Annotated in this window: 19 protein-coding genes; 11 read left to right on the top strand and 8 right to left on the bottom strand. The window is 57.0% G+C overall.

The genetic code is table 11. The features are described 5' to 3' along the window. Positions 1-45 precede the first annotated feature (45 nt). Positions 46-4833 carry an HAD-IC family P-type ATPase gene (locus tag O9H85_RS25175; protein ID WP_269884165.1) on the bottom strand — a complete coding sequence of 1596 codons (4788 nt, stop codon included), beginning with the start codon at positions 4831-4833 and terminating at the stop codon, positions 46-48. Positions 4834-5002: 169 nt separating this feature from the next. On the opposite strand from O9H85_RS25175, the gene O9H85_RS25170 reads away from it, so the two are divergent. The 3 genes from O9H85_RS25170 (at position 5003) to O9H85_RS25160 (ending at position 8271) form a co-directional block, all read left to right on the top strand. Further along, positions 5003-5179 (top strand): hypothetical protein, encoded by a 177-nt coding sequence (locus tag O9H85_RS25170; protein ID WP_269884164.1) that lies wholly within the window; start codon positions 5003-5005, stop codon positions 5177-5179. Between the two features lie 75 nt (positions 5180-5254). Beyond that, positions 5255-5599 (top strand): glycine zipper domain-containing protein, encoded by a 345-nt coding sequence (locus O9H85_RS25165; protein ID WP_269884163.1) that lies wholly within the window; start codon positions 5255-5257, stop codon positions 5597-5599. Between the two features lie 545 nt (positions 5600-6144). Then, positions 6145-8271 carry an ATP-binding cassette domain-containing protein gene (locus O9H85_RS25160; RefSeq protein WP_269884162.1) on the top strand — a complete coding sequence of 709 codons (2127 nt, stop codon included), beginning with the start codon at positions 6145-6147 and terminating at the stop codon, positions 8269-8271. Positions 8272-8556: 285 nt separating this feature from the next. Here the strand turns inward: O9H85_RS25160 and hxlB are convergent, their stop codons facing one another. Together hxlB and hxlA are read right to left on the bottom strand one after the other, a co-directional pair. After that, on the bottom strand, positions 8557-9108 hold the full coding sequence (gene hxlB / locus O9H85_RS25155; protein ID WP_269884161.1) for a 6-phospho-3-hexuloisomerase: 552 nt from the start codon (positions 9106-9108) through the stop codon (positions 8557-8559). 10 nt (positions 9109-9118) lie between these two features. After that, a complete protein-coding gene (gene hxlA, locus O9H85_RS25150) occupies positions 9119-9751 on the bottom strand; it encodes a 3-hexulose-6-phosphate synthase (RefSeq protein ID WP_269884160.1) in 633 nt (210 codons plus the stop codon). Positions 9752-9898: 147 nt separating this feature from the next. On the opposite strand from hxlA, the gene O9H85_RS25145 reads away from it, so the two are divergent. The 5 genes from O9H85_RS25145 to O9H85_RS25125 all read left to right on the top strand — a co-directional run bounded on the left by O9H85_RS25145 (position 9899) and on the right by O9H85_RS25125 (position 14594). Beyond that, entirely contained in the window at positions 9899-10264 is a 366-nt protein-coding gene (locus tag O9H85_RS25145; RefSeq protein WP_269884159.1) for a winged helix-turn-helix transcriptional regulator, read from the top strand. Continuing rightward, positions 10249-12291 (top strand): molybdopterin-containing oxidoreductase family protein, encoded by a 2043-nt coding sequence (locus tag O9H85_RS25140; protein WP_269884202.1) that lies wholly within the window; start codon positions 10249-10251, stop codon positions 12289-12291. Before O9H85_RS25145 ends, O9H85_RS25140 begins: the two co-directional genes overlap by 16 nt. Positions 12292-12551: 260 nt before the next feature. Then, entirely contained in the window at positions 12552-12767 is a 216-nt protein-coding gene (locus O9H85_RS25135) for a helix-turn-helix transcriptional regulator (RefSeq protein ID WP_269884158.1), read from the top strand. 174 nt (positions 12768-12941) lie between these two features. Then, complete coding sequence (locus O9H85_RS25130) at positions 12942-14180, top strand: MFS transporter (RefSeq protein WP_269884157.1); 1239 nt, start codon at positions 12942-12944, stop codon at positions 14178-14180. A 219-nt stretch (positions 14181-14399) separates the two neighbouring features. Beyond that, entirely contained in the window at positions 14400-14594 is a 195-nt protein-coding gene (locus O9H85_RS25125) for a DUF3159 domain-containing protein (protein WP_269884156.1), read from the top strand. Positions 14595-14654: 60 nt separating this feature from the next. Here O9H85_RS25125 and O9H85_RS25120 read toward each other — a convergent pair whose 3' ends face one another. The 5 genes from O9H85_RS25120 to O9H85_RS25100 form a co-directional block, all read right to left on the bottom strand. Next, positions 14655-15869, bottom strand: coding sequence for a trans-sulfuration enzyme family protein (locus tag O9H85_RS25120; RefSeq protein ID WP_269884155.1), 1215 nt, complete (start codon positions 15867-15869; stop codon positions 14655-14657). A gap of 16 nt (positions 15870-15885) precedes the next feature. After that, positions 15886-16722 (bottom strand): carbohydrate ABC transporter permease, encoded by an 837-nt coding sequence (locus O9H85_RS25115; RefSeq protein ID WP_269884154.1) that lies wholly within the window; start codon positions 16720-16722, stop codon positions 15886-15888. Further along, positions 16722-17654 carry a carbohydrate ABC transporter permease gene (locus O9H85_RS25110; protein ID WP_269884153.1) on the bottom strand — a complete coding sequence of 311 codons (933 nt, stop codon included), beginning with the start codon at positions 17652-17654 and terminating at the stop codon, positions 16722-16724. The genes O9H85_RS25115 and O9H85_RS25110 overlap by 1 nt, the downstream gene beginning before the upstream one ends. Positions 17655-17717: 63 nt before the next feature. Next, positions 17718-19037 (bottom strand): ABC transporter substrate-binding protein, encoded by a 1320-nt coding sequence (locus O9H85_RS25105; RefSeq protein ID WP_269884152.1) that lies wholly within the window; start codon positions 19035-19037, stop codon positions 17718-17720. A gap of 348 nt (positions 19038-19385) precedes the next feature. Next, positions 19386-20057: a FadR/GntR family transcriptional regulator gene (locus O9H85_RS25100; RefSeq protein ID WP_269884151.1), complete on the bottom strand. Its 672-nt coding sequence runs from the start codon at positions 20055-20057 to the stop codon at positions 19386-19388. A gap of 513 nt (positions 20058-20570) precedes the next feature. Between O9H85_RS25100 and O9H85_RS25095 the strand changes: the two genes are divergently transcribed. The 3 genes from O9H85_RS25095 to O9H85_RS25085 all read left to right on the top strand — a co-directional run bounded on the left by O9H85_RS25095 (position 20571) and on the right by O9H85_RS25085 (position 22307). After that, positions 20571-20777, top strand: a complete 207-nt coding sequence (locus tag O9H85_RS25095) for a hypothetical protein (RefSeq protein WP_269884150.1) — start codon at positions 20571-20573, stop codon at positions 20775-20777. 320 nt (positions 20778-21097) lie between these two features. Next, on the top strand, positions 21098-21661 hold the full coding sequence (locus O9H85_RS25090) for a class I SAM-dependent methyltransferase (protein WP_269884149.1): 564 nt from the start codon (positions 21098-21100) through the stop codon (positions 21659-21661). 13 nt (positions 21662-21674) lie between these two features. Further along, positions 21675-22307, top strand: a complete 633-nt coding sequence (locus O9H85_RS25085; protein WP_269884148.1) for a DedA family protein — start codon at positions 21675-21677, stop codon at positions 22305-22307. Positions 22308-22531: the final 224 nt, after the last annotated feature.

Genomic DNA, 22531 nt, shown 5'->3' with positions numbered 1-22531 from the left:
AGGTACTCCTCCTTTCAAAGAATGTAAGTCAAGCCAGGACCGCAGCTAAGCTGCGGCCAAGGCGGGTACGGCAGTTTGGGTGCTCGCGCTTCTGCCGGATAACAGCCCGAGAAGGGGCTTCGATACGAAAGTAACCGAGGCGGCGACGAGCAGGATCGGCCCCCAGTGACGCAAAGCCAGCGGAGCCGTATGGAACAGCCGGGCAACCGGCGGAATGTACAGCGTGCTGAGCAGGGCGAGCCCGGAAAAACCGAGCGCACCTAGGAGGAACCGGTCCTTGCTCCAATCGCGGAACGTTTCTTCCGTCCCTTCTTGCCGCCAGGAGAAGGTTTGAACGAGCTGGCCCGCCACAAGAGTGGCGAAGGCGATGCTTTGCGCCACATGCACCGGCTCGCCCATAGCCAGCGACAGCGCGAACAGCCCGAGGGAGCCGATTCCCAGCAGGACGCCGCGAACGACGACCTTCTTGTAGAGCGGCTTATCCACGATATCGATCCGTTTCGTCTGCTTCGTTTTGCTGCCGGGACTTACGGCAAGCACCATCGCCGGAAGCGCGTCGGTGAGCAGGTTCATGAGCAGAATCTGGATCGGCACGAGCGGAATCGGAAGACCGGCGATGACCGCGGCGCTCGTGACGAGGATTTCAGCCAGATTGCCCGTCAGCAAACAGCCCAGCGCTTTGCGGATATTGCCGATGATCGTGCGGCCTTCCTTCACGCCGTCGACAATGGAGCCGAAGTGATCCTCCTTCAGAATCATATCGGCGGTTCCCTTGCTGACCTCGGTGCCGGTTCGGCCCATCGCAATGCCGACATCGGCCTGCTTGATGGCCGGCGTATCGTTCACGCCGTCGCCCGTCATCGCGACGATATGTCCTTTCCGCTGAAACGCCCCAACGATCCGCAGCTTATGCTCGGGATTCATGCGGGCGAAGATCGAAATGTCTTCGATGATGCTCTCCAGCTCGGCGTCGGACATACTTTCCAGCTCGTGGCCCGACACGACCCGGCGGGTGCCGTCATCGATGCCGAGCTCCCTGGCGATGGCGATCGCCGTGATCGGGTGATCACCCGTAATCATCACCGGCTTCACCCCTAAGGCGTACGCTTCTCGAATGCTCGTCTCCACATCGGATTTCGGAGGATCGATCATGCCAGCCATGCCGACGTAGATCATGTTCCGCTCGTCGAGGCCCTGCTCTTGCTCATGTTCGTCCTCTCTCAACGGCCGGTAGGCACACCCAAGCACCCGAAGCGCGCCGGAAGCCATTCGTTCCGTTTGCTCTGCGATCTTCGCCTTGACCGCGTCGGTAAGCAAAAGCAGCTGACCGTCCTGCTGATAATGGCTGGAGTGCCGCAGAATGGATTCCACCGCTCCCTTGGAGAAAATAAAGCATTCGCTGCCGGAGCCTGCATCCCGGCAGACGACGCTCATCTTGCCCGTGCCGGAGTCGAAAGGAATCTCTGCACCGCGGTGCCACTGCGACATCGTATCCGCCTTGTACCCGCCTTTGGCCGCAAGTGTTAAGAGAGCGCCCTCGGTCGGATCGCCCTGGATGCTCCAGACCCCGCCCCGCTGCTCAAGCTTGCTGTTATTGCACAGGTAAGCGATCTGCAGCATGCGGTGCAGCTCCGGCTGCGCCGGCGCATCTTGTGGAGGGACGACCCTTAGCGGGCCGGCGGTCTCCTCTTGCCCGGACCCGGAATGCGCATCGTAGATGCCGCCTTCCGGATCATAGCCGTTCCCGGTAACGCGCCATGTTCCTTGAACCGAGGCGATTTCTTTGACCGTCATTTCGTTCTTCGTCAGCGTTCCCGTCTTATCGGTACAAATGATCGTCGTCCGGCCAAGCGTTTCCAGAGCCGACAGCTTGCGCATCAGCGCGTTCTTCTTCGCCATGCGGAAAATACCCGCGCTCAGAGCAATGGTAATCGTAACCGGAAGCCCCTCGGGAATGGCGGAAGCGGCCAGGGTGACGGAGGTCGTGATCATTTGAGTGATCGGCACACCCCGAATAAGCCCGGCGGCGAAAACCAAGGCGCCCGCGGCCAGCGCCCATTTAATGAACATCTTGCTGATCGACGTTACCTTCTCCTGAAGAGGGGTGGCCGGTTGGCTTTCCGTTTTCAAGAGCGACATCAGATGCCCGATTTCGGTGTTCATACCTGTCTGAACGACAACGCCAATTGCTTTCCCGCGGCTGACGTCCGTTCCCATATAAAGCATGTTGCTCCGCTCCGGAAGCGGACAATCGATCTCGAGGGAGCTTTCCTGCTTCGTAACCGGCATCGATTCGCCGGTCAACGCCGCTTCGTTCACCTCGAGATTCCAGGCTCGCATAAGGCGGATGTCGGCGGGAACGCGGTCGCCCGGTTCCAGGCTGACGATATCGCCCGGCACCAGCTCGTTTGCAGGCAGGGTGAGCTCTTCTCCGTCGCGGATCACCCGGCAATCCGGAGGCTGGAAGTGGTTCAGGCTTTCCACCACTTGCTCCGCCTTGCGCTCCTGTATCGTACCGATCGCAGCGTTGGCCAGCAGGACGGTACCCATGGCCAGCCCGTCGAACAATCCGCCGGTAAACAGGGCGAGGACGGAAGTCCCCAGCAGTATCAGCGTCGTAAACTCCTTGAACTGCCCGAGATAAGATACGAGCCACGGACGGCTCCGCTTCCGCTCCAGCTCGTTGTAGCCGAAGCTGACGCGAAGCTTATCGATCTGTCTTGCAGTCAGGCCGTTCCGATGATCGGCCTCGAAACGGTCCGCGATACTCTCCCACGGCAGTCCATGCCAAGGAATCGCGCCGCCGGAAGCGCCGTTTCCGGCAATGACCTCCGCTTCTAGTGCGGCTGCGACTTCCTGCGCCGCCAAGGAAGCCGGTTGTGACAGAATAGGGAAGGCCGCTTCCGCCTGCCTTTGCGAGCGGGACAGGAAGAGCAGCGAGAGTGCGTCTCCCGCCAGATTCGCCAGCGGCGCGCTGATCGCACCGGCGGCGGCGAAGGCGGAGCCGAAGAGATTCCACCACCTGGTCACGCGAAAGTGCTGATCGACCGTCGCCTCGATCCGTTTGGCTCGGGTCCGGGCTTCCAGCACATTATCCAGACGTTCGAACGGGACATTCGGGATGCCCGCTTCCGCCAGAAGGGCGCCTTCCGCCGAAGCGGGCGTTCCGGTGACGAGCAGCGCATGGCTGCCCTCTTGATGGCGCACAGCGATCCGTTCGAGCTGCTCCTGCGGGCCCAGTTTCAGCCAATCCGTTCCGATGCCGAGCCGGGCGGCCGCTTCAGGACCAGCATTCATGCTGTCGTTCAGCAGGAGGGTTCGCATGCCCTGACGGCGCGCCTCGATCAGCCACTGGCTGTCCGGCAAGGCAGGGCGGGGCCGGCAAACAAGCCCGATGCACGATTTTCCGGCAGCGGTCTCCTCAGCCGCGTAAATAACCTCGTAGCCTTGATTCTCCATTCGTTTCGCTTCCACATAATAGCTCTCGAACGGGATGCCGCGGCTTCGGCAATAAGCCAGATTTCCCAGCGAATAGACCGTGTGATGGATTCGCCCGCTCACGCCGTCCTCCTGCACTTCCACGTGGAATGCGGTGCGAACGGTTCGGCATGTGCGCTTCGCCTGGGCCCAGATGTCTTCCCGCCAAGGATGAATCGTTTTTTCCAGCAGGGCCGCCGCTGTGCAGAGCACTTTGTCCGGATCGCCGTCGTGCGTCACACATGTCGGTTCCGCTGCGTCGTGATGACGGAACAGCAGCGCTGAATCCTCCAGCAGCAGCGTGTCCGTTCGGGCGAGGCCGGCAAGCGGAAGCTGCCCCGGCAAGGCAGGCAGCGATTCCTTGGAGCGCAGCTCGGCTTGCGCCCAGGCGCATCGGCCCGGAATCGTAGCCGGTCTGGGATTCGCCGCGAGCAGGACGGCTATGCCCCGTACCGGATCGCGGGAGAAGAGCCAGGTGCCCAGCGCGGCGGCGATTCCCCAGCGGCCGGCCTTCTCGCTGTAGGCCGAGATGTTAGCCGGGAGAGGCTCCTCCCCGCCGCTTGGGAGGCCGAGCCGGCTTTGCCGCCAGTTCACGTACTGCAGCAGGCTGATGGCACCAAGCACGACAAGGTTCTCGCGCACGAGCGCAAGGCCGAGCGCCCCGGCTCCAAGCAGGAGGTCGGAATTGAGCTTCTTATTCTCCGTGAACCGATGCAGCCCTCTTCGCAGGAAAGGATACCCCGTTAGCACCGAAATCAGACCTGATAAATAAAAGGGAACCGGGCTGCGTGCCAGAGCCGACTTGCCGAACAGCAGCTGCTTGCCTCCGAGAACGACAAGGCCTCCCATGGCTAATGCGAGCGGGAGGGGAACGGCCGGAGGCGAGGCGCGGCCGGAAGACGCGGATGCGCTCAGGCCCCTATGCGTGAACGGCCGGTTCCAATCGCCTGCCGGCAGTCCCTTGCTCGCAACCGGGCCGGGTCCTGACCGTGTCTCGCTGGCGGCGGCCGCCTCCATCCTCGCCGCGGGGGATTCAGGGGCTGCCGGCTCTTCCGGCAGCTTCCCGCCGGAGACGGTTTCCTCGTTCATGACAGGTTCCGGTTCGGCAGCCAAACCGCGTTCGAGCGCTTCGATCTGCCGGAGCAGCTCGGCCGGCGCGATCCGCTTCTCATCATAGAGAAGCAGCAAGCGACCGGTACGTGATGAGGGTTCCGCATTGGTCACGCCGGGCAGTGCAGCCAAGGCTTGCTTCAGTCGGCTCTCTGCCTCCGGGTTATGCAGAAGTCCATAAAATTCCATTCGGATGCGGCCGGGCAGCATCCGGATAAATCGTTTCTTGCTGGGAATGGACGACATACGACAACCTCTCCTCAGGGACGGTAATGATTACTTGCCAGTCGATTCTAGGTAGTATGTACAGGCAAATCCGGATTATGCAGCATGCGGCGGCCATGAATAAAGGGAGATATTGGTGGCAAACTAAGATTCCAGCTTGCTACTAAATGAAAGTCCGGAGGACCATTATATGTTGAAATCACGCACAGGCATCTTGTTGGGTGCGGCGGCTCTTCTGCTCGCGTTATCGCCGGAAGCGAGAAACGCCGCCCGCAGATGGGCGGTCCGCGGGACGGAGGCGCTCCTCGATTTGTCCGAGAAGACGGGAATGGAAAAAATTTTTACGAAGTCGGACCGCAACTCTTAGGAGGCTTATGGGCACACTGCACTCAAGATCCTTCGTTAAAGGGATCTTCATCGTATCTTAGAAGGAGGGCTGCTTATGTTTCAGAACGGATCGCTTTGGGCGGGTATCGTTTCCGGGGCCATCTCGCAGGTACAGGACACGAAGGGCCTGACGCAAGGGCAAATCAACAGAACCCAGTATGCGGTGCAGACGACGGAAAACGTAACCGGAGCCTTCGGTGTCATTGCCGGCGTGGAATATGGCGCCATGCTCGGTACGGCCGTTTTTCCGGGAGTGGGTACGGTCATCGGGTCCGTTGTCGGCGGACTCCTCGGCGACAGAGTTGGGCGAACGGTCGGCAATCGGGCGGGGGGCATGATTTTTCAAAACGGCACGGTCAATCAAGCGATGCAGGCGGTGACACCGCAGCAGCAATCGTAATGAGCAAACGGCAAAAAGGCGGGAGCTGATCCCGCCTTTTTTCGATGATAAGACTTTATAAAATTTTGCAGCTTATAGCTTCGCATCAACCTTGATAAACGCGCTGGTCCTTGTAAGACAAGGACGGCGTAGCCGTTATCCTCGCTTCGTCAAATCGATTTCCTCTTCGTGAACACTGAGGCGCACCGGCGAAGCAAATCCCATGTTACGCTGCAGGGTACCGAGAATTCCCCTGGTTTATTCTCCTTCTTGGCCATCATGATCCCTCCAGTAGCGGCCCGAATGAAAGAGCGCTGTGTATGAATTGTACCCATCGGACCTCGGTCCGTAACCATTCCGTTATTTCCTGTTTTTGGATAGAGGTTTATGAGGTAGCCTACAGCCAATATTTACCCCGCTGGGGGATGTTACGGCGAACAACGATATGATATGGTAATAGTAGATTAATGCCGAAAGGCCTAGCCGAGCTTGTTCGTCATATGACCTTAGTTCCTGCAGGAGGGAGCCCGTTTTGTCCAGGCTGATGCTGTTCTTGATTAAGCGGTATGCGCATTACACTAGAGAAACGGCTGCCATTGTCGGCTGTATGCTCGTCATGGTCTTTTACTTCCCTGTCTTTCGTCTCCAAAACGATAGTCGACCGGGTCATCGCCGAGAAGAACGAGCGCCTGCTCGGCATTCTGCTCGCCGTTCTGCTGGGCGGGTTTCTGATTCACGCCGCATGTCACGTTTATAAACAATATTTGCTTGCCCAGCTCGGGGTGGATATGCAGAACGATGTCCGGCTGCAAATGTTCGGGCATCTGCAGCAGCTTCCGGTCTCTTATTTCGGGAGAGTGGGCAGAGGTACGCTGACTTCGAGGTTTACGAACGACTTGGCCTCGCTCCAAGCGGCATTCCTTTCTCTCGCTCAGGTCATTCATGCCTTGCTCGCCATCATTGTCTATTCGGGCCTGAACGCTTGGCTTCATTGGAGCCTTGCCTTATGGTCCCTGGCAGGGGCTGTGCTGTCTCTTGTGATGCCAGCCCTGCTGAATCCGCTGGCTATGAGGCTTAACGATACGCTCAAAACGAGGCAGTCCGCCGTTCAAGATCTGATTCAGGAGCACATCGGTGTGCAGAAAACGGTACGCGCCTTCAATTTGAGCGGATGGGAATACGATCGTTTGAAGCAAACGACCGGCGCACTGGCTTCTCTTGCCCGGAGGGCGGCTTTTGTGCTGCAGTGCATCCCGCTCTCCGTCTCCTCGGTGCTGCTGCTCAGCCAGCTCGTCTCGCTGACGGCCGGGGCTTATCTTGCCATTCGCGGTACGATTTCCATCGGTACGCTGCTTGCGTTCCAGACGATATTCCTCGGAATCGGACAGCAGGTCCGCGAGCTGGCCAAGCATATCCCGGCTTTATCGTCGGCGACGGGGAGCTGCAGCCGCATCGAGCAGCTGCTGGAGGAAGCGCCCGAATACCGGGCACGTACGGAGGCGGCCGCTTCGAGTATGGAGCGGGTCGACAAGCAAATCGCCCTGAATAACGTAAGCTTCTCTTACGATTCCCGAACCCCGATCCTCGAGGGGCTCCAGCTGACCATTCTCGCAGGGCGGTATGCGGCGATTATCGGGGCGAACGGGTCGGGCAAGAGCACGCTGGTGAATCTCATCATGCGCTTCTACGAGCCGACGACCGGCAGCGTCGAATTCGACGGGACCGACACGCGCGTCCTTCCGCCGGAAACGGTCCGGGAGATGATCGGCTACGTATCTCAGGATACCGAGCTGATGCAGCTGTCGATCATGGACAACATCCGGCTCGGCAAAACCGATGTCCCCGATCGGGCGGTCATGGAAGCGGCGCGGCTGGCGGGCATCCATGATTGGATTGCGGGACTGCCGGAGGGCTACGCCACGGGCTGCGGGGCGAACGGAGCTTTACTGTCCGGCGGTCAAAAGCAAAGGGTCGCTTTAGCCCGGGCGCTCGTCCGCAATCCCAGCTTGTTGCTGCTTGATGAAGCGACCTCCGCGCTGGACCCCGACAGCGAGGCGTTCATTCATCAGCTGATCCGCCGTCTGGCCGGCTCCACAACGATTATTAACGTGACCCACCGGCTGTCTTCGGTCCAGGATGCGGATACCATCTTCCTTATGGACGGCGGGCGTTTGGTCCGTTCCGGCACGCATGACGAGCTGTTCGCCGCAAGCGAGCTGTACCGCATGCTGTGGAACAAACAAAGCGGGTTCGCCGTCAGCGGCGACGGCCGCTCCGCGCATGTGGATGCCGAACGCCTGAAGCGGATTCCGCTATTCAGCGGGATGGACGACGAGTTTCTCCACTACTTATGCGGCTGTTTGGTTACGGAATACATTCCGGCCGGCGAGATGGTCGTGGAGCGCGACGGCGAGGGAGACAAGTTCTATATCGTCGTGCGCGGGCAAATCGAAGTGCTCAAGCTCCGGCCGGATTCGCAGGAAGAAGTCCGGGTGGCCGTTCTAGAGGACGGGGACCATTTCGGGGAAATTTCGCTGATGATGTCGCTTCCCCGTACTGCGACCATCAAGACCTTGACGCCTTGCACATTTCTCACCATCCAGCGGAGCCTGTTTCAAACGATGCTGGGCAAAGCTTCTCCCGAGCTCCGTTGGCGCCTGGAGCAGTCCTGCCGCGAAAGACTTACATATTAAAAACAGGCCGTCCCTCGTACAAAAGGGACGGCCTGCTCTTTCTATTCCTACTCCTCCAGCGAAGCTTGGAGTAAGGGGCGCAAGTAAAGTAGCAGTCTGCGCAGACGTGGAACAAAGAGGCCTTGGGCATGGGGTGGAGAAGCGTAGCGTCCGCCTTTAAAATCGTTTTCCTCCCTCTAACCTGAAGTTTTATTAAAAGGAACACGATTTTAAGAGCGGTCGTAACCCCATGCCCATGGCCTCCAACGCTCTAACGCCCGGGTTTGCACATATTTCCCGTACACTTTACTCCAAATTCGCATGCCGCCCAAACATCGCGCTCCCGTCAAGCTCTTTACGCTCCATCAGCTCCAGCACGATCGCATCGAGCAGCAGCAGCAGACTTTGCTCGAACAGGGTGCCCATCGGCTGGATCGTCGTCGAGCCGTCATCCGCCGCTTCCTTCGCGGCTGCAGGCAGCCGTACGATCACGTCGGAGCGCTGCGCGATGGCCGATTCGGGCTTGATCGTGACGAGCGCCACGGCGGCGCCGATACTTTTCGCTTTCTCGGCCATCGCCAGCAGGCTGCGCGTCTCGCCCGAACCGGAGCCGATCAGGAGCAGATCCTCCTGCGTCAGCCCCGGGGTGACGGACTCGCCCACGACATAAGCTTCGAAGCCGAGGTGCATCAGCCGCATGGCGAACGCCCGCATCATCAATCCGGATCTCCCGGCGCCGGCGGCAAAAATTTTCCGTGACTTCAGGATCCGCTCCACCAGCTGCTCCGCGGCTTCCTGCGATACTAAACCTACCGTACGGTTTACCTCGTCCAAGATTCGGTCCGTTAATAATTTCATAGCTTTACCGTTAGGCTTGTTTAACAAGCTTCCGCATCTCGGAGGCTGCGAATTTCAGGTCTTGGTGGCCCGTGATGCCCCCGCCGACAATGACCAGGTCCGGATTCGCTTTGATTACCTCGGGCAGCGTATCCAGCTTGATGCCGCCGGCAATGGCCGTTTTGGCCTGCTTGACGACCCGTTTGATCGCGTTCAGCTCTTCGAACGAATTTTTGCCTGCGGCTTGATGGTCGTAACCGGAGTGAACGCAGATGTAGTCTACGCCCAGGGCGTCGATTTCTTTAGCGCGCTCCTCCATATTTCGCACATTAATCATGTCGACCATGATTTTTTTGTTTTGCTTGCGCGCTTCTTCTACTGCGCCATGGATTGTCGAGTTGTCGGATACGCCCAGCACGGTAATGATATCGGCGCCGGCTTCGGAAGCTTTCATCACTTCGTAGCCGCCGGCATCCATAATTTTGAGATCGGCCAGCACCTTCAGATGTGGGAAAGCTTCCTTCATGGCCTTGACGGCATGCAAGCCTTCGTTAATGACGACAGGCGTTCCGATTTCCACAATATCGATATAAGCTTCCACTTCCTTGACCACCGCTTTGGCCTCAGGAATGTTCACAAGATCAAGCGCCAATTGCAATTCCATGTATTTACCACTCCTCTAAGTGAATTATTTGTTGTATTGTCCGGCGACAAGGTTTATTCTAGGACTGAACTGCAAATTACGGAAGTACGCACTTTCCTGTGGTATAGTCACCCAAAGGATACTATTGTGATAGAAAGGGGCGTTTGCATGGCAACCGAACTGAAAGAACGGATCAATTTGAAGGAAATCAATTGCGAGAAGGAACTGACGCTCGCCGTCATCGGCGGGAAATGGAAGCTGATCATTCTGTGGCATTTAGGCCTGGAAGGAACGAAACGGTTCAGCGAGCTGAAGAAGAAAATTCCTTCGATCACCCAAAAGATGCTGACGAACCAACTGCGCGAGCTGGAGGAGGATCAGCTCGTTCACCGCAAGGTGTACGCCGAGGTTCCGCCGCGGGTGGAATATTCGCTGACGCCTTACGGCGAAAGCCTGATGCCGATCCTGCAGCTTATGTATAACTGGGGAAAAGATTACGGAGAGAAGGTTGTGTGGAAATGCATTCATACTTGAAGGAGCGGACCGGCGTATTTCCGTCGGTCTGTTCACTGGATTGCCCGGACCAATGCGGGCTTCTCCTACATAAAGTAGACGGCAAAATCGTCAAGATCGAGGGCGACCCGAACCATCCGGTGACGCGCGGTGCGATCTGCAACAAAGTGCGGAACATGGGAGAGCGCATTTATGATCCGAAGCGGCTGCGTTATCCGCTGAAGCGGACGGGCAGGAAAGGCGAGGGCTCCTTCGAACGGATTTCCTGGGAAGAAGTGATCGGTACGATAACCTCCCGCTGGAAGCGGCTCATCGCGGAGCACGGCTCCGAATCGATCATGCCTTATAGCTTCTACGGGAACATGGGCCGGCTAGGTACGGAAGGTATGGACCGCCGTTTCTTCCACCGGCTGGGCGCAACGCGGCTGGATTATACGATCTGCCAAATGGCGGGAGAAGTAGGCTACCGCTACACGATGGGTGGAGGCTACGGATTCGATCCCGAGGACTCCGTGCACTCGAAGCTGATCATCATGTGGGGGATCAACGCCGTCAGCACAAATATGCATCAGGTGGTACTCGCGGAGCAGGCCCGCAAGAACGGAGCGAAGATCGTCGTCATCGACGTGCACAACAACCGGACCGGCCGGTGGGCCGACTGGTTTATCCCGATTGTGCCGGGAACCGATGCCGCGCTGGCACTGGGAATGATGCATGTGCTTTTTGCGGAGGGGCTGGTGAACGAGCCTTTCCTGCAGCAGTATACCGTGGGGCATGAAGAGCTGAGGGAACATGTCCGAAGCTACGATCCGTCCACCGTCTCGGCCATCACCGGCGTGCCGGTGGAAGACATCATCCGCTTGGCCCGCATGTATGGAGAGACCGGTCCGTCGTTCATCCGGATCGGCAACGGGCCGCAGCATCACGATAACGGCGGGATGTGCATCCGTACGATTTCGTGCCTGCCCGCGCTCACGGGCGCTTGGCTCTGCAAGGGCGGCGGCGCGATCAAGAGCAACGGTGCTTACCTGGAGCACAATTCGAAGGCGCTGCAGCGCCCGGATTTGCTGGAGAGGCCCACGCGCCGCGTCAACATGAATTTACTCGGAAGCGCGCTGCTGGAGCTGGATCCGCCGATCCGCTCAATGTACGTGTACAACTCGAATCCTGCCGTTGTAGCTCCTCATGCGAACAAAGTAAGGCAGGGGCTGGAGCGTGAGGATTTGTTCACCGTCGTCCACGATTTGTTCATGACGGAGACGGCACTTTATGCGGATATCGTGCTGCCGGCGACGTCTTCTTTTGAAAATACGGATTTTTACCGTTCTTATTGGCATCATTATGTCCAGATTCAACAGCCGGTCATTGAGCCTTACGAGGAAAGTAAATCGAACGTGGAGGTATTCCGTCTGCTGGCGGAGGCGATGGGCTTCGAGGATCAGGCGCTGCGGGATACGGAGGAGGACATGATCCGGCAGGCGCTGGACCATCCGAACAATCCGGTCCTTGAGGGGATGACGTACGAGGAGCTGGCGGAGAAGCAATTTCTAAAAGGCAAAGTACGGCCTTTGCTCTCGGGCCGCCTGAAAACCCTGAGCGGCAAGATCGAGCTCTATTCGAAAACAATGGAGCGTAATGGCCTCCCTCCGCTGCCGACCTACGTTCCGCTGCCGGAGGAAGGGGACCTGCCGTTCCTGTTCGTTCCGGCGCCGAATCACAATTTCCTGAATTCGACGTTCTCGAATAACGACAAGCATGTCCGCATGGAAAAGAAGCCGCTGCTGCACATGAATGCCCGGGACGCATCGACTCTGGGCATTGCGGACGGCGATGCGGTCAGGGTGTGGAATGAACGGGGCGAATGCCAGCTGACGGCGGCCGTGGGCGAGGATGTGCTGCCGGGCGTCGTCGTCAGCCAGGGGCTCTGGGCGGATTCACCGGTCGGAGGCAAGGCGCTCGTGAATGCGCTGACGCCGGATCGCGTCGCCGACATGGGCGGCGGAGCAACCTTCTTTTCCGGCCGGGTACGGGTAGCGAAGCAAGGGTAGATCTTCCGGTGTGAATGATTCAAGATCATGGACCGAAGGGGCGGAGCCGATCCGCCTCTTTTTTTGGACCTGATACTGGTTGAGGACCGCTGAGGGTCGAGGAGTAGCGGATAATCTGTTGATGAATTGTGAACAACTTGTGAATAACTTGTGGATAGTTTGTGGGTGAAATGTGGGTAAGAAATAGCGGAATGTGTATAAGTGGGGTCGAGTTGTGGGTGCTTTGTGGATAAAACGTTTAAACGTTCCCGAAGCCTCTCGTGAAATTCCCGGAAGGTCCGGGAAAAGGTGCAGGGAAAGATCCCGGGCAAGTCGTCAAAGTGGCGGCGGGACTCTCGAACAAGGAAATCGCCGGGAGGCTAACCGTAACTTCGGAGACGGTGAAAGTGCATGGCCGCAATATTTTTACCAAAATGAACGTCAATCTCCGCGTCACGGCCGTCATTGAAGCCAAGAAGCGGAATTTGCTGCCGTAATCCGAGCTAAGACTGAATCTATGGAACGGGAAATCATAATCGGATCAGGCACGAGCGAAAGCAAGGGAAACGCTTCCTTGTTTTTTTGTGTTGACATGTTCCGAGTCCGTGCTATAATCGCTCAATACTCATCAATCGGATGAACGCTCATTTATGAACAGGAGGAGAGAAACCATGGCGAAACCCGCCGCGAATCCAATGCTGCCGGGGGCTGCCGCCCGCGCCACTGCTACGGTATTCCCGATTTTATTCGCCATCAGCATCGTTCACCTGCTGAACGATTCGATGCAGTCTACGGTTTCCGCGCTCTTCCCGATTCTGAAGGAAACCTTGAAGCTCAGCTATCAGCAGATCGGGCTCATTGCATTTGCCATGAACATGACCGCTTCCGTCATGCAGCCGGTTGTCGGGCTGTATTCCGACTTGCGTCCGAGACCCTACATTTTACCGATCGGGGTGCTTTTCACCCTGATTGGGGTCATTGTCTTGGCGCTGGCTCCCAGCTTCACGCTGATCTTGACCGCAGTCATCTGCATGGGGATCGGCTCGGCGATCTTCCACCCCGAATCGTCCCGCGTCGCTTATCTTGCGGCTGGAGGCCAGCGGGGACTCGCGCAGTCGATCTTCCAGGTCGGCGGCAATTTTGGCAGCGCGCTCGGTCCGGTCATGACGGCGCTCATCTTCGTGCCGATCGGGCAGATCGGCGTAATGTGGTTCACCATCGCCGCGGTCATCGCCATTGCGATTCAGTATTTCGTGGCCGGCTGGTACAGCCGGCAGCAGCTGCAGCCGCGCCCGGCGAGTAAGCAGCGGACTGCAGAGTCCCGGCTCCGCAAGGCAGGCTTGTCGCAGACACAAGTCGTCTGGGCGATCGTTATTCTGGTTTTTCTTGTCTTCTCGAAGCACGTTTACATGTCGAGCATCACGAGCTTTTACTCGTTCTACCTGATTAAGGATTACGGGATTACCGTAGAGCATGCGCAGCTGTTCCTGTTCGCCTTCCTGGTCGCCTCGGCGGCAGGCACCTTCTTCGGCGGCCCGTTGGCGGACCGGTACGGGCGCAGAAACATCATCTGGCTGTCCATTCTGGGGACGGCGCCCTTCTCGATTCTGCTGCCTTATGCCAATTTGTTCTGGTCGGGCGTGCTCTGTGTCTTCGCCGGCTTCATCCTTTCGTCGGCGTTCTCGATTATTGTGGTCTACGCGCAGGAGCTGCTCCCCGGCAAAGTGGGACTGGTGTCCGGTTTGTTCTTCGGTCTGGCTTTCGGCCTGGGCGGACTCGGATCTGCGGTGCTCGGGGCCATTGCCGACGCGACCAGCATCGCATTTATTATGAAGCTGTGCGCTTACTTGCCTCTGCTGGGCATCCTGGCGTTCCTGCTTCCGAAGGATGAGGAAGTGCAAGCCCGTTAATCCGTTCCCTTCTTTTCCGAAACAAGGGCGGGCGCTATCCCTCCTAAAGTGGATACCCCACCTGCTACCTTTTGCATTATCCGGGTTTCTCTCAATCAGACCGAATTCTCTTAGGATTCGGTCTTTTTTCGTTTTTTGGGAAAACAAAATTGTATTCAAAGCGCCATTGACAACCGACCGCAAATGGCGAATTCCTTACTTCCGCTTCGTGCTCGCACGATGACGGTGGTCTGGGGAGCGGTTCTCCTCGGCGAAGCGGTCGTACGTACGATTCTCGTCTATGAGCTGACGGTCACGGAATTTCTCGCGGTATCGAACTTCGTCATGTACGGGTTCATCGGGGCGGCGATCGTGTTCACGGTAAGTTTCCGGAAGCGCGCCAAGAAACGGTTTGAGCAGCTAGGGTTGAAATAATATGAACAAAGGGCGTTCCCTTCGGTCGGAGAAGACCTTGGGAACGCCCTTTGATTTGCCCTACACCGGGAGTCCGGCGCTTGCCTGTATGATGTCCTCGATCAAATCGGAAGGATTCTCCAGACCGACGTACAGGCGGACGAGCGAGCCGGTAACGGATTCGTAGCCGGGTCCGAGCCGGCCGACGGTGACCAAGCTCTCATGGCCGCCCCAGCTGACGCCGATGCGGAAATAGCCCAGCCGGTCGGCCCACGCTTTCATTTCTGCCGCCGGCAGGTCGGTTTCGAACGAGAACAGGCTGCTCGAACCGGACATCTGCTTCTTAGCCAGCTCATGCTGCGGATGGGAGGGGAGCCCGGGGTGATTCACCTTCCTGACGAAGGGAAGGCCCTCCAGGAAGCGGGCGACGGTCAGCCCGCTTTGCTCCAGCTTCTCGAGCCGCAAGGGGAGCGTCCGCAGTCCTCTCATCGTCAGGGAAGCCGATTGCGGCGTCATGATGCCGCCGAGCAGCAGGTATTCGCCGGCGTTGATCCGGCTGATCCGCTCCGCGGAGCCGATCAGCACGCCGCCGACGATATCGCTGTGCCCCCCGATATATTTGCTAATGGAATGCACGACGAAATCGATGCCGTATTGGAACGGATTCTGGAACACCGGCGTCGCCCACGTATTGTCGATGATCGTCACGGCCCCGATGCTCCTCGCAAGGTCCGCGCAGGCGCGCAGGTCCTGAAGGCGGAACGTCAGCGTCGTCGGACTTTCCAGATACACCAGCTTCGTATTCGGACGCACCGCCGCCTGGAAGGCTTCGAGCGAGGTGCCGTCCACGAAGCTCGTTTCGACGCCGTACCGCGTAAGGAAATGCGTCAGCAGCTCCCGCGTCGGCCCGTACACCTGATCGATGCAGATAATATGGTCCCCCGCACGGACATTGGACAAGATGGCGGTGGAGATGGCGGCCATGCCCGATGCGAAGCACCGCGCTTTCCCGCCGCCCTGGAGTTGGGCCAGCCTCTGCTCCAGCTGCCGGACCGTAGGATTATGCCCCCGGGAGTAGACGGCGATATCCTCCGTGCCCGTGGAGGCGAGGTCGAACTCCTCATATGTAGCGAAGGTGAACAGACTGTTCTGGTAAATCGGCATCACGACAGCTCCTTGATGCCGGTCGTCATGAGGATCGTGGGCAACCCGCGTGCTCGAGTCGATCATAGGCTCGGAGCTCCGGATATCTCCGGCGCGGTCTCTTGTTTGGTCCACAGGAATCGGTCCTTTCATGTTAGGATTGCCCGCCTTATCCTTTTACCGCGCCCTGCGTCAAGCCCTCGACGATGAACCGCTGGCAGATGGCGAAAAGGATGACGGTCGGAATAATGGACAGCACGGTGGCGGCCGACATGGACCCCCAATCGATATCGAATTTGGTGATGAAGGAGTTCATGGCGACGGGCAGCGTCTTGGAGCTTTCCTTGTCGATGAACATGATCGCCATGAACAACTCATTCCAGTTCTGTACGAAGGCGAAGATGAACGTTGCCGAAATGCCCGGCATCATGATCGGTACGATCACCCGGAACAAGGCGCTGATCCGGGAGCAGCCGTCCACCATGGCGGCTTCCTCGAGGCTCGCGGGAATTCTCTGGAAGAAGCCCCGCAGCATGATGGTGCAGAACGGTACGAGGCCGACCGTATACATGAGAATCAAGGAGCCTTGTTTGTTCAGCAGCCCCATCTTGGACATCATCAGATACAATGTGCTGAAGCCGATGAACAGGGGGATCATCTGCGTCACGAAAAAGGCCATCATCAGCTGGCGGCTGCCCCGGAACGTGAAGCGGGCGAGGACGTAGCCGCTTAGAACGGTTACGATCAGCACGATCGCCGCGGAAGTGAGCGAGATCGCGAGGCTGTTGCCGATGTAAATATGAAACTTTGAGATCTTGAAGATCGAAACGTAATTTTCCACGGACAGCCGTTCGGGCCAATACTGCAAGGGCAGCTTGAAGATGTCGCCGCGCGGCTTCAGCGAGGTGATGACCATCCAATACAGCGGGAACACCATGAAGATCAAATATAACGCGAGCGCGATCGTTTTACCTGCCGTTCCGGCGTGCTTGAGCGGCTTCTTCATCAGAAATCACCCGCCTTTTCCGCTTTGGTCGCAAACAGATAAAAGGCGGTGAAAAGCACCAGGATGGCGATACACAGGATCCCGATCGCACTGGCCTGCCCGTAATCGCCGGAGAAGACGATTTTGTCCAGCATGAAGGTAGTCAGAATATGCGTCGAGCCGGCAGGACCGCCGTTCGTCATTCCGTAGATCAGGTCGGGAAAATTGAATATCCAGATGACCCGAAGCGCAGTGGTGGAAATGATCGTCGGCATGATGTAGGGAATCGTCACATGAACCAGCTGCTTGAAGCTGCCCGCCCCGTCGATCTCCGCGGCTTCGTACAGCTCGGAAGGCACCGATTGCAGAGCCGCCAGCAGCATGATCGCGAAGAAGGCGACGCCGTACCAGACGTTGGCGACGATGACGGAGAACATCGCCCACTTCGGGTCGGACAGAAAGCCGATACGCTCCGAGATGAGCCCGAGCTTCAGGAGCAGGTCGTTGACGACGCCGATCTGCCCGTTGAACAGCCAGCGCCAGATGATGCCGATCAGGAAGCCGGATAGCGCCCAGGAATAGAATACGAACCCTTGGTAAACGCCGCGGCCGGGAAAGCTTTTGCGCATCAGCAGCGCCAGGATGAAGCCGATGACGAACTGAAAGAAGAGCGAGACGACGACCCAGAGCGCCGTATTTTCGAGGATGGTATGGAATTGGTCTGCCGCCAGCACGGTACGGAAATTATTCAAGCCCACAAAGCGGACGTCCGTTAAATTGAAGAGCGAGTAATTCTGGAACGCTACGCTGATCCCTTTGAGAATCGGAAAATACGTGAATCCGAAGACAAGAAGCAGTGTCGGAAGCAAGCTTAAAAAGATAAACGTCTGCGTTCGGTTCAGCGGCAGCGACCTGCCCGCCATCCGTGACGGCCGTACTTCCCGGTTATTCATGCAGGATCCCTCCAGGAATGGAGGCGGCGGTTAGGGGGAGGCCTATCCGTCGCCCGATTGTGATTATTTGCCCTGTTTCTTCTCGTTCACCCAGTAAGCGTCCCACTTCTTCAGCGCATCATCGATCGTCATCTTCCCGAGGAGGACTGCCTGCGCGTCCTGCTGGACGATTTTTCTCCACTCGCCGAAGCCCTTGTAGTCCGTCTCCGGCTTGTAAGGGAAGTAGTGGGCGGTATCGTTAGCCATATCGATATACGGCTTATAGGCGCCTTCCTTAAAGTACTTGTCGACCGATGCGCTATTATGGATCGGAATGACGCCTGCCACCTTGGTGAACACCGCATTTTGCTCCGGACTGGAGAGGAATTCGATCAGCTTCCACGCTTCCTTCGGATGCTTGGAGTAGGAGGTCATCCCCCAGCCCGCGGCGCCCACTTTATAGTGCGAGGCTCCGCTCGGTCCCGTCGGCATCGGCGCCGTCGCCCAGGTGCCTTCCTTCAGTCCCTGCTTCACCGGATCGATCGTATCCGGGTCCTGAATGAGCATCCCCGTCGCGCCCGAGACGAACCCCTGCACCTGCTCGGCGAAGGCCCAGTTGATGGAATCCTTCGGAGAGCCGTCCTTATATAAGCTGACATAAAGCGCCATGCCCTGCTTCGCCTCCGGCGTGCTGAAGATGGTCGCGCCGCTCTTCAGGAACATCGCGTCGTCCAAATTGACATTCGTGCCGTTATAGTCGCGGAGCAGGTCGACGATGTAGCCGTCGGCGCCCGATCCGCCGCGGAAGGAGTAGCCAAAGCGATTGTTCGGGGAATCGGTAAGGGTCTTGGCCGCTTTGGCCAGGTCGTCCCATGTTTTCGGGGGCGTTAGGCCCTTTTGATCAAACCAGTCTTTGCGGTAGAACAGCATTTTCTGATAAAGGCCGTAGGGGATGTAGTAGGGTTTGTTGTCTATGTAGTTGGCCATGGCCAGGGAGTTGGCGTTCAAGTTCTTGTAGCCGCTCCAAGCGGACGTATACGAGGTTAGGTCGGCGATCCACTTGTTGGTCACGAATTGCTTGACGGTAACGTCCCGTACCTCCAGCACATCGAGTTCATCCTTGACGGAAAGCAGGGTGGATATCTTGTTGTCGGCGCTTTCCAGAGGAGGAGAGATCAACTCGACCTTGATATTCGGGTTCGCGGCCTCAAAGCTCGCGATCATTTTCTTGATGACTTCCGTTCTTGCCGGGCTGGTCAAGCTTTCGATCATCTTCAGGTTTACGGTATTGGAACCGCTCCCGCTCCCGGCTCCGCTCTGCCCGCTGCTGCAGCCGCCCAGTGCGCCTGCGGCCAAAACCGGAACCAGTGATACCGCCAACCATCGTTTTGTCCCCTTCATCATGTATACCTCCACCATCATTATTTTCTATAGAAGACCAATGTCCAATATAGCTTATCCAGCGTAAAGCGAGGTGGTACGATCAATACCCGGTCAACCTATACACCTGTATGATAGGTTAGGTTAAGATGAGCAATCAAGGCACGGAAATTGAAGCTGTTCAAAAGGTAAATGGATCGGAAGCTATATGCCTGTATGACAGGTATATAGCCTACTTTTTATACCCAAATGATAATATGGCAAGGTTGAGGAAGTCAATACATTTTGTTATATTTCATCACCTGGTTTCATTTATGAAAACGCTGTACTGGATTACATTTGGATATTGATGTTATATATGTTTACATTAATTTATACGCTTTTGATCGATTGTTCCATGCTGTCCATCATTTTGTTGAACTCCTCGCGGGCCTTGGCCGGATTTTTTTCGACGATGGCCTGGAACAACGTTTGGTGGAACGGAAAGCTGTCCTGAAAAATTTCCTGCCGTCCGAACGGCGCATTCCAGAACACCGAGAACAGCTCCCATACCGACTCCGCGATGCTTTGCAGGATCGGATTCCCGGACGCCTTATAAACGGCCTGGTGAAATTTCATATCCGCAATCGAGCTGGCATGCCCGCGGGTTGTTTCGATCTCGTGCAAATAGCGGCGCATTTCCTCCTGATGCTTCTCCGAGGAACGCTGTGCCGCAAGCTCCACGGCAAGCAGCTCCAGCGCCCGGCGAACCTCCATGAGCTGCAGCAGCGCCGACCGCTCGTCCTCGATGTTGATCTTCGCGGACATATGATACTGGGCGGTTTCCTTCACATAAATCCCCTTGCCGTTAACGACCTCGACGATGTCCGTCGCCTCCAGGTAACGAAGCGCTTCGCGGAGGGAGGACCGTCCGACGCCAAGAATCTTCATGATGGTCTCGGCGGAAGGAAGCTTGTCCCCGCGCTTCAAGTCGTTGCTCCGGATATATTCCTTGAGCTCCTCGGATACCATTTCGTGCATCCGGACTTTGTTGATTTTCTTCATTGTTAACTTCCCTTCTTGGCATGCCCTATGACAATTTCATTCTCATTATAGCAATTCTCCCAAGGAAAAGAACCCTCATCCTCGAGGAGTGAACGATTGGCCTGGGCGAACATACGCGGGTGGGCAACAAAAAGAGCCGCAGACCTGGGAGCCGGTTCCCCCTGACTGCCGCCTCATATCCTGGCCGTGATCTTCCTTCCACCGCACTATTTAATGAATTTTCTTCGGATACACGGCAACCGCTTCGATCTCGATGCCAGTCGCTGCTTGCCAGCTGAGGCACGCCGATGGTCGAGCGGGCCGGCTTCTCCGGGTTGCTCTTGGTATTAAAGAACTGCGCATAAGCGTCGAACCAGCCGCTGAAATCGAACTTGTTCTCCTTCGCCGCGTCCGGGGCGATATAAACGCGCAAGTAAATGACGTCCGTGAGCGTGAGGCCCTTCTCCTTGAGCTGCTTTCCGGAAAGGGCGGATGGAGGGACCCGGCTGTATTCATTTCGGGATGTGGAACGACTTGTGGAATTCCGCCCAGAAGGAGGAAGGGCTGCATACCTATGACATTCCCAAGCTGGAGAAGAAGCGGGAGAAGCTTCAGCTGGGAGCGGCGTTGGGAGGGGGGCACTCCCAGAGGAGGATAGGACGGGGATCAATGCTCAGCGGCTTTGTCGCATGGATCCCGTTGACAAGTCTTTGTTATTTAAGCTTCAATGTTCTCAATTAAGCGTATCGCTTATGTTGCGGCAGACGGCTCCGATGAGCTAGTCTGCCTGTTTATTTTGCCGAAGAGGCGGGAAAGTTGAACGGATGCAGGGACATGCTTCATAATAGAGGCCATAGGATCAGAGTTGGTCCTTAAGCTGTCAGCCCTTCATCGGAATATATAATTTGATCTGAAGGGGAACCGTGCAGGCATAGCGTCTGATGAAATAGGAGACAATAAATTCTTAGCCGTTCTTAAACAATTCTTCAGAATTTACCCCCATGTTTCCTTAGAATTGTTGGTTATCCTATATTCATCAAGCGAAAAGGATGTGGCCTCTTATGGCAGCGATCACTTCGTCCGACAAATGGACCTTCTTCTATAAATTCCTTCAATCTCCCCGGGTGGTCGGCAGCGTCGTTCCCAGCTCGTCCGCGCTGACCCGGCGGATGCTTCGTCCGGTCGATTGGACCGAGATCCGGTCCATTGCCGAGCTGGGCGCAGGAACGGGCGTCTTTACGAAGGCGATCCGCGCTTCCGTCCGTCCGGGCACGAAGGTCGCCGTCTTCGAGAAAGAGGAGGTGATGAGACGGCGGCTTACGCTGCAGTTCCAGGAGTTCAGCTGCTTCGAGAACGCGGAGGATCTGAGCGGTGCCATCCGGAGCCTTGGCCTTAGCGGGGTGGACTGCATCGTCTCGGGACTGCCGTTCGCCAATTTTCCGGTTGAGCAGCGGGAGAAAATTATGGATGAGGTCCAGGCTTCCCTGCGCGGCGGCGGGCCGTTCATTACCTTCCAATATTCGCTGCAGATGAAATCCATGCTGCAGGAACGTTTCGCTTCGGTCCGGATTTCCTTCGTACCTTGGAATTTTCCCCCGGCATTCGTTTACGTATGCACGAATTGAGAGGAGTTTATCTATGACCATCAACGTGCTGCTTCACTCCATTCAGCATTTCGGCTACTTCGCCCTGTTCTTTGCTCTATGGCTGGGAATCGTCGGCATGCCGATTCCTGACGAGGTCATCGTAATGACCGGCGGCATGGTCGTCTCGCTGCACTGGCTGCAGGCAGTGCCGTCTTTTATTCTGACTTATATGGGAGTCGTATCAGGCTTATCGCTCGGTTATGTGCTGGGGCGGTTTATGGGCGCTCCGGTGCTGAACAAGCTGGCCAAGAAGCCCAAGCTTGCCGCCGCGATCGACCGCTCCCGGAAGCTGCTGGAACGCTTCGGTCCTTATACCCTGGTGATCAGTTATTTTCTGCCCGTGGTCCGACACGTCGTTCCTTACCTTATGGGCATCAACCGGATGCCGTTTCGAAAGTACGCCTTTTATTCTTACACGACGGGACTCGTTTGGACGGCGGTATTTTTCATGACGGGCTATTTTTTTGGAGATCATATGGATGTCATCCATACCGTAGTGACCCGCTACGGCTTCTATGCGCTTGGGATTATCGCGTTGGGGGCTGCCGCATTCAAAGTGCTGGATATGATGAAAAAGAAAAAAGGGGCTTCGTCTTGGAGAACGCCGCCGTTCGGACAAAGGTAAAACGACGCCGGCATTGAATTGATCCCGTGAGTTTTTTCAGTGGCCTTCCGTTGCGGAAGGCCTTTTTTCATTTTATGCCTTGTGATATTAAGCTATCTCATTGTGCCTGGTTTTTCTGCGGGACAGCAAGGACGGCGTAACCGGTCAGACTGACGAGAAACCCGGATATGCAGGAAAAATGCTAAGGTATAGTGGGGTATCCCTTGTAGCGTCCGCCTTTGTTA

Source organism: Paenibacillus gyeongsangnamensis (assembly GCF_027533625.1).
Lineage (GTDB): Bacteria > Bacillota > Bacilli > Paenibacillales > NBRC-103111 > Paenibacillus_G > Paenibacillus_G gyeongsangnamensis.
The sequence above is the reverse complement of the archived record's forward strand: the minus strand, read 5'-3'. Positions and strand labels throughout refer to the sequence as shown.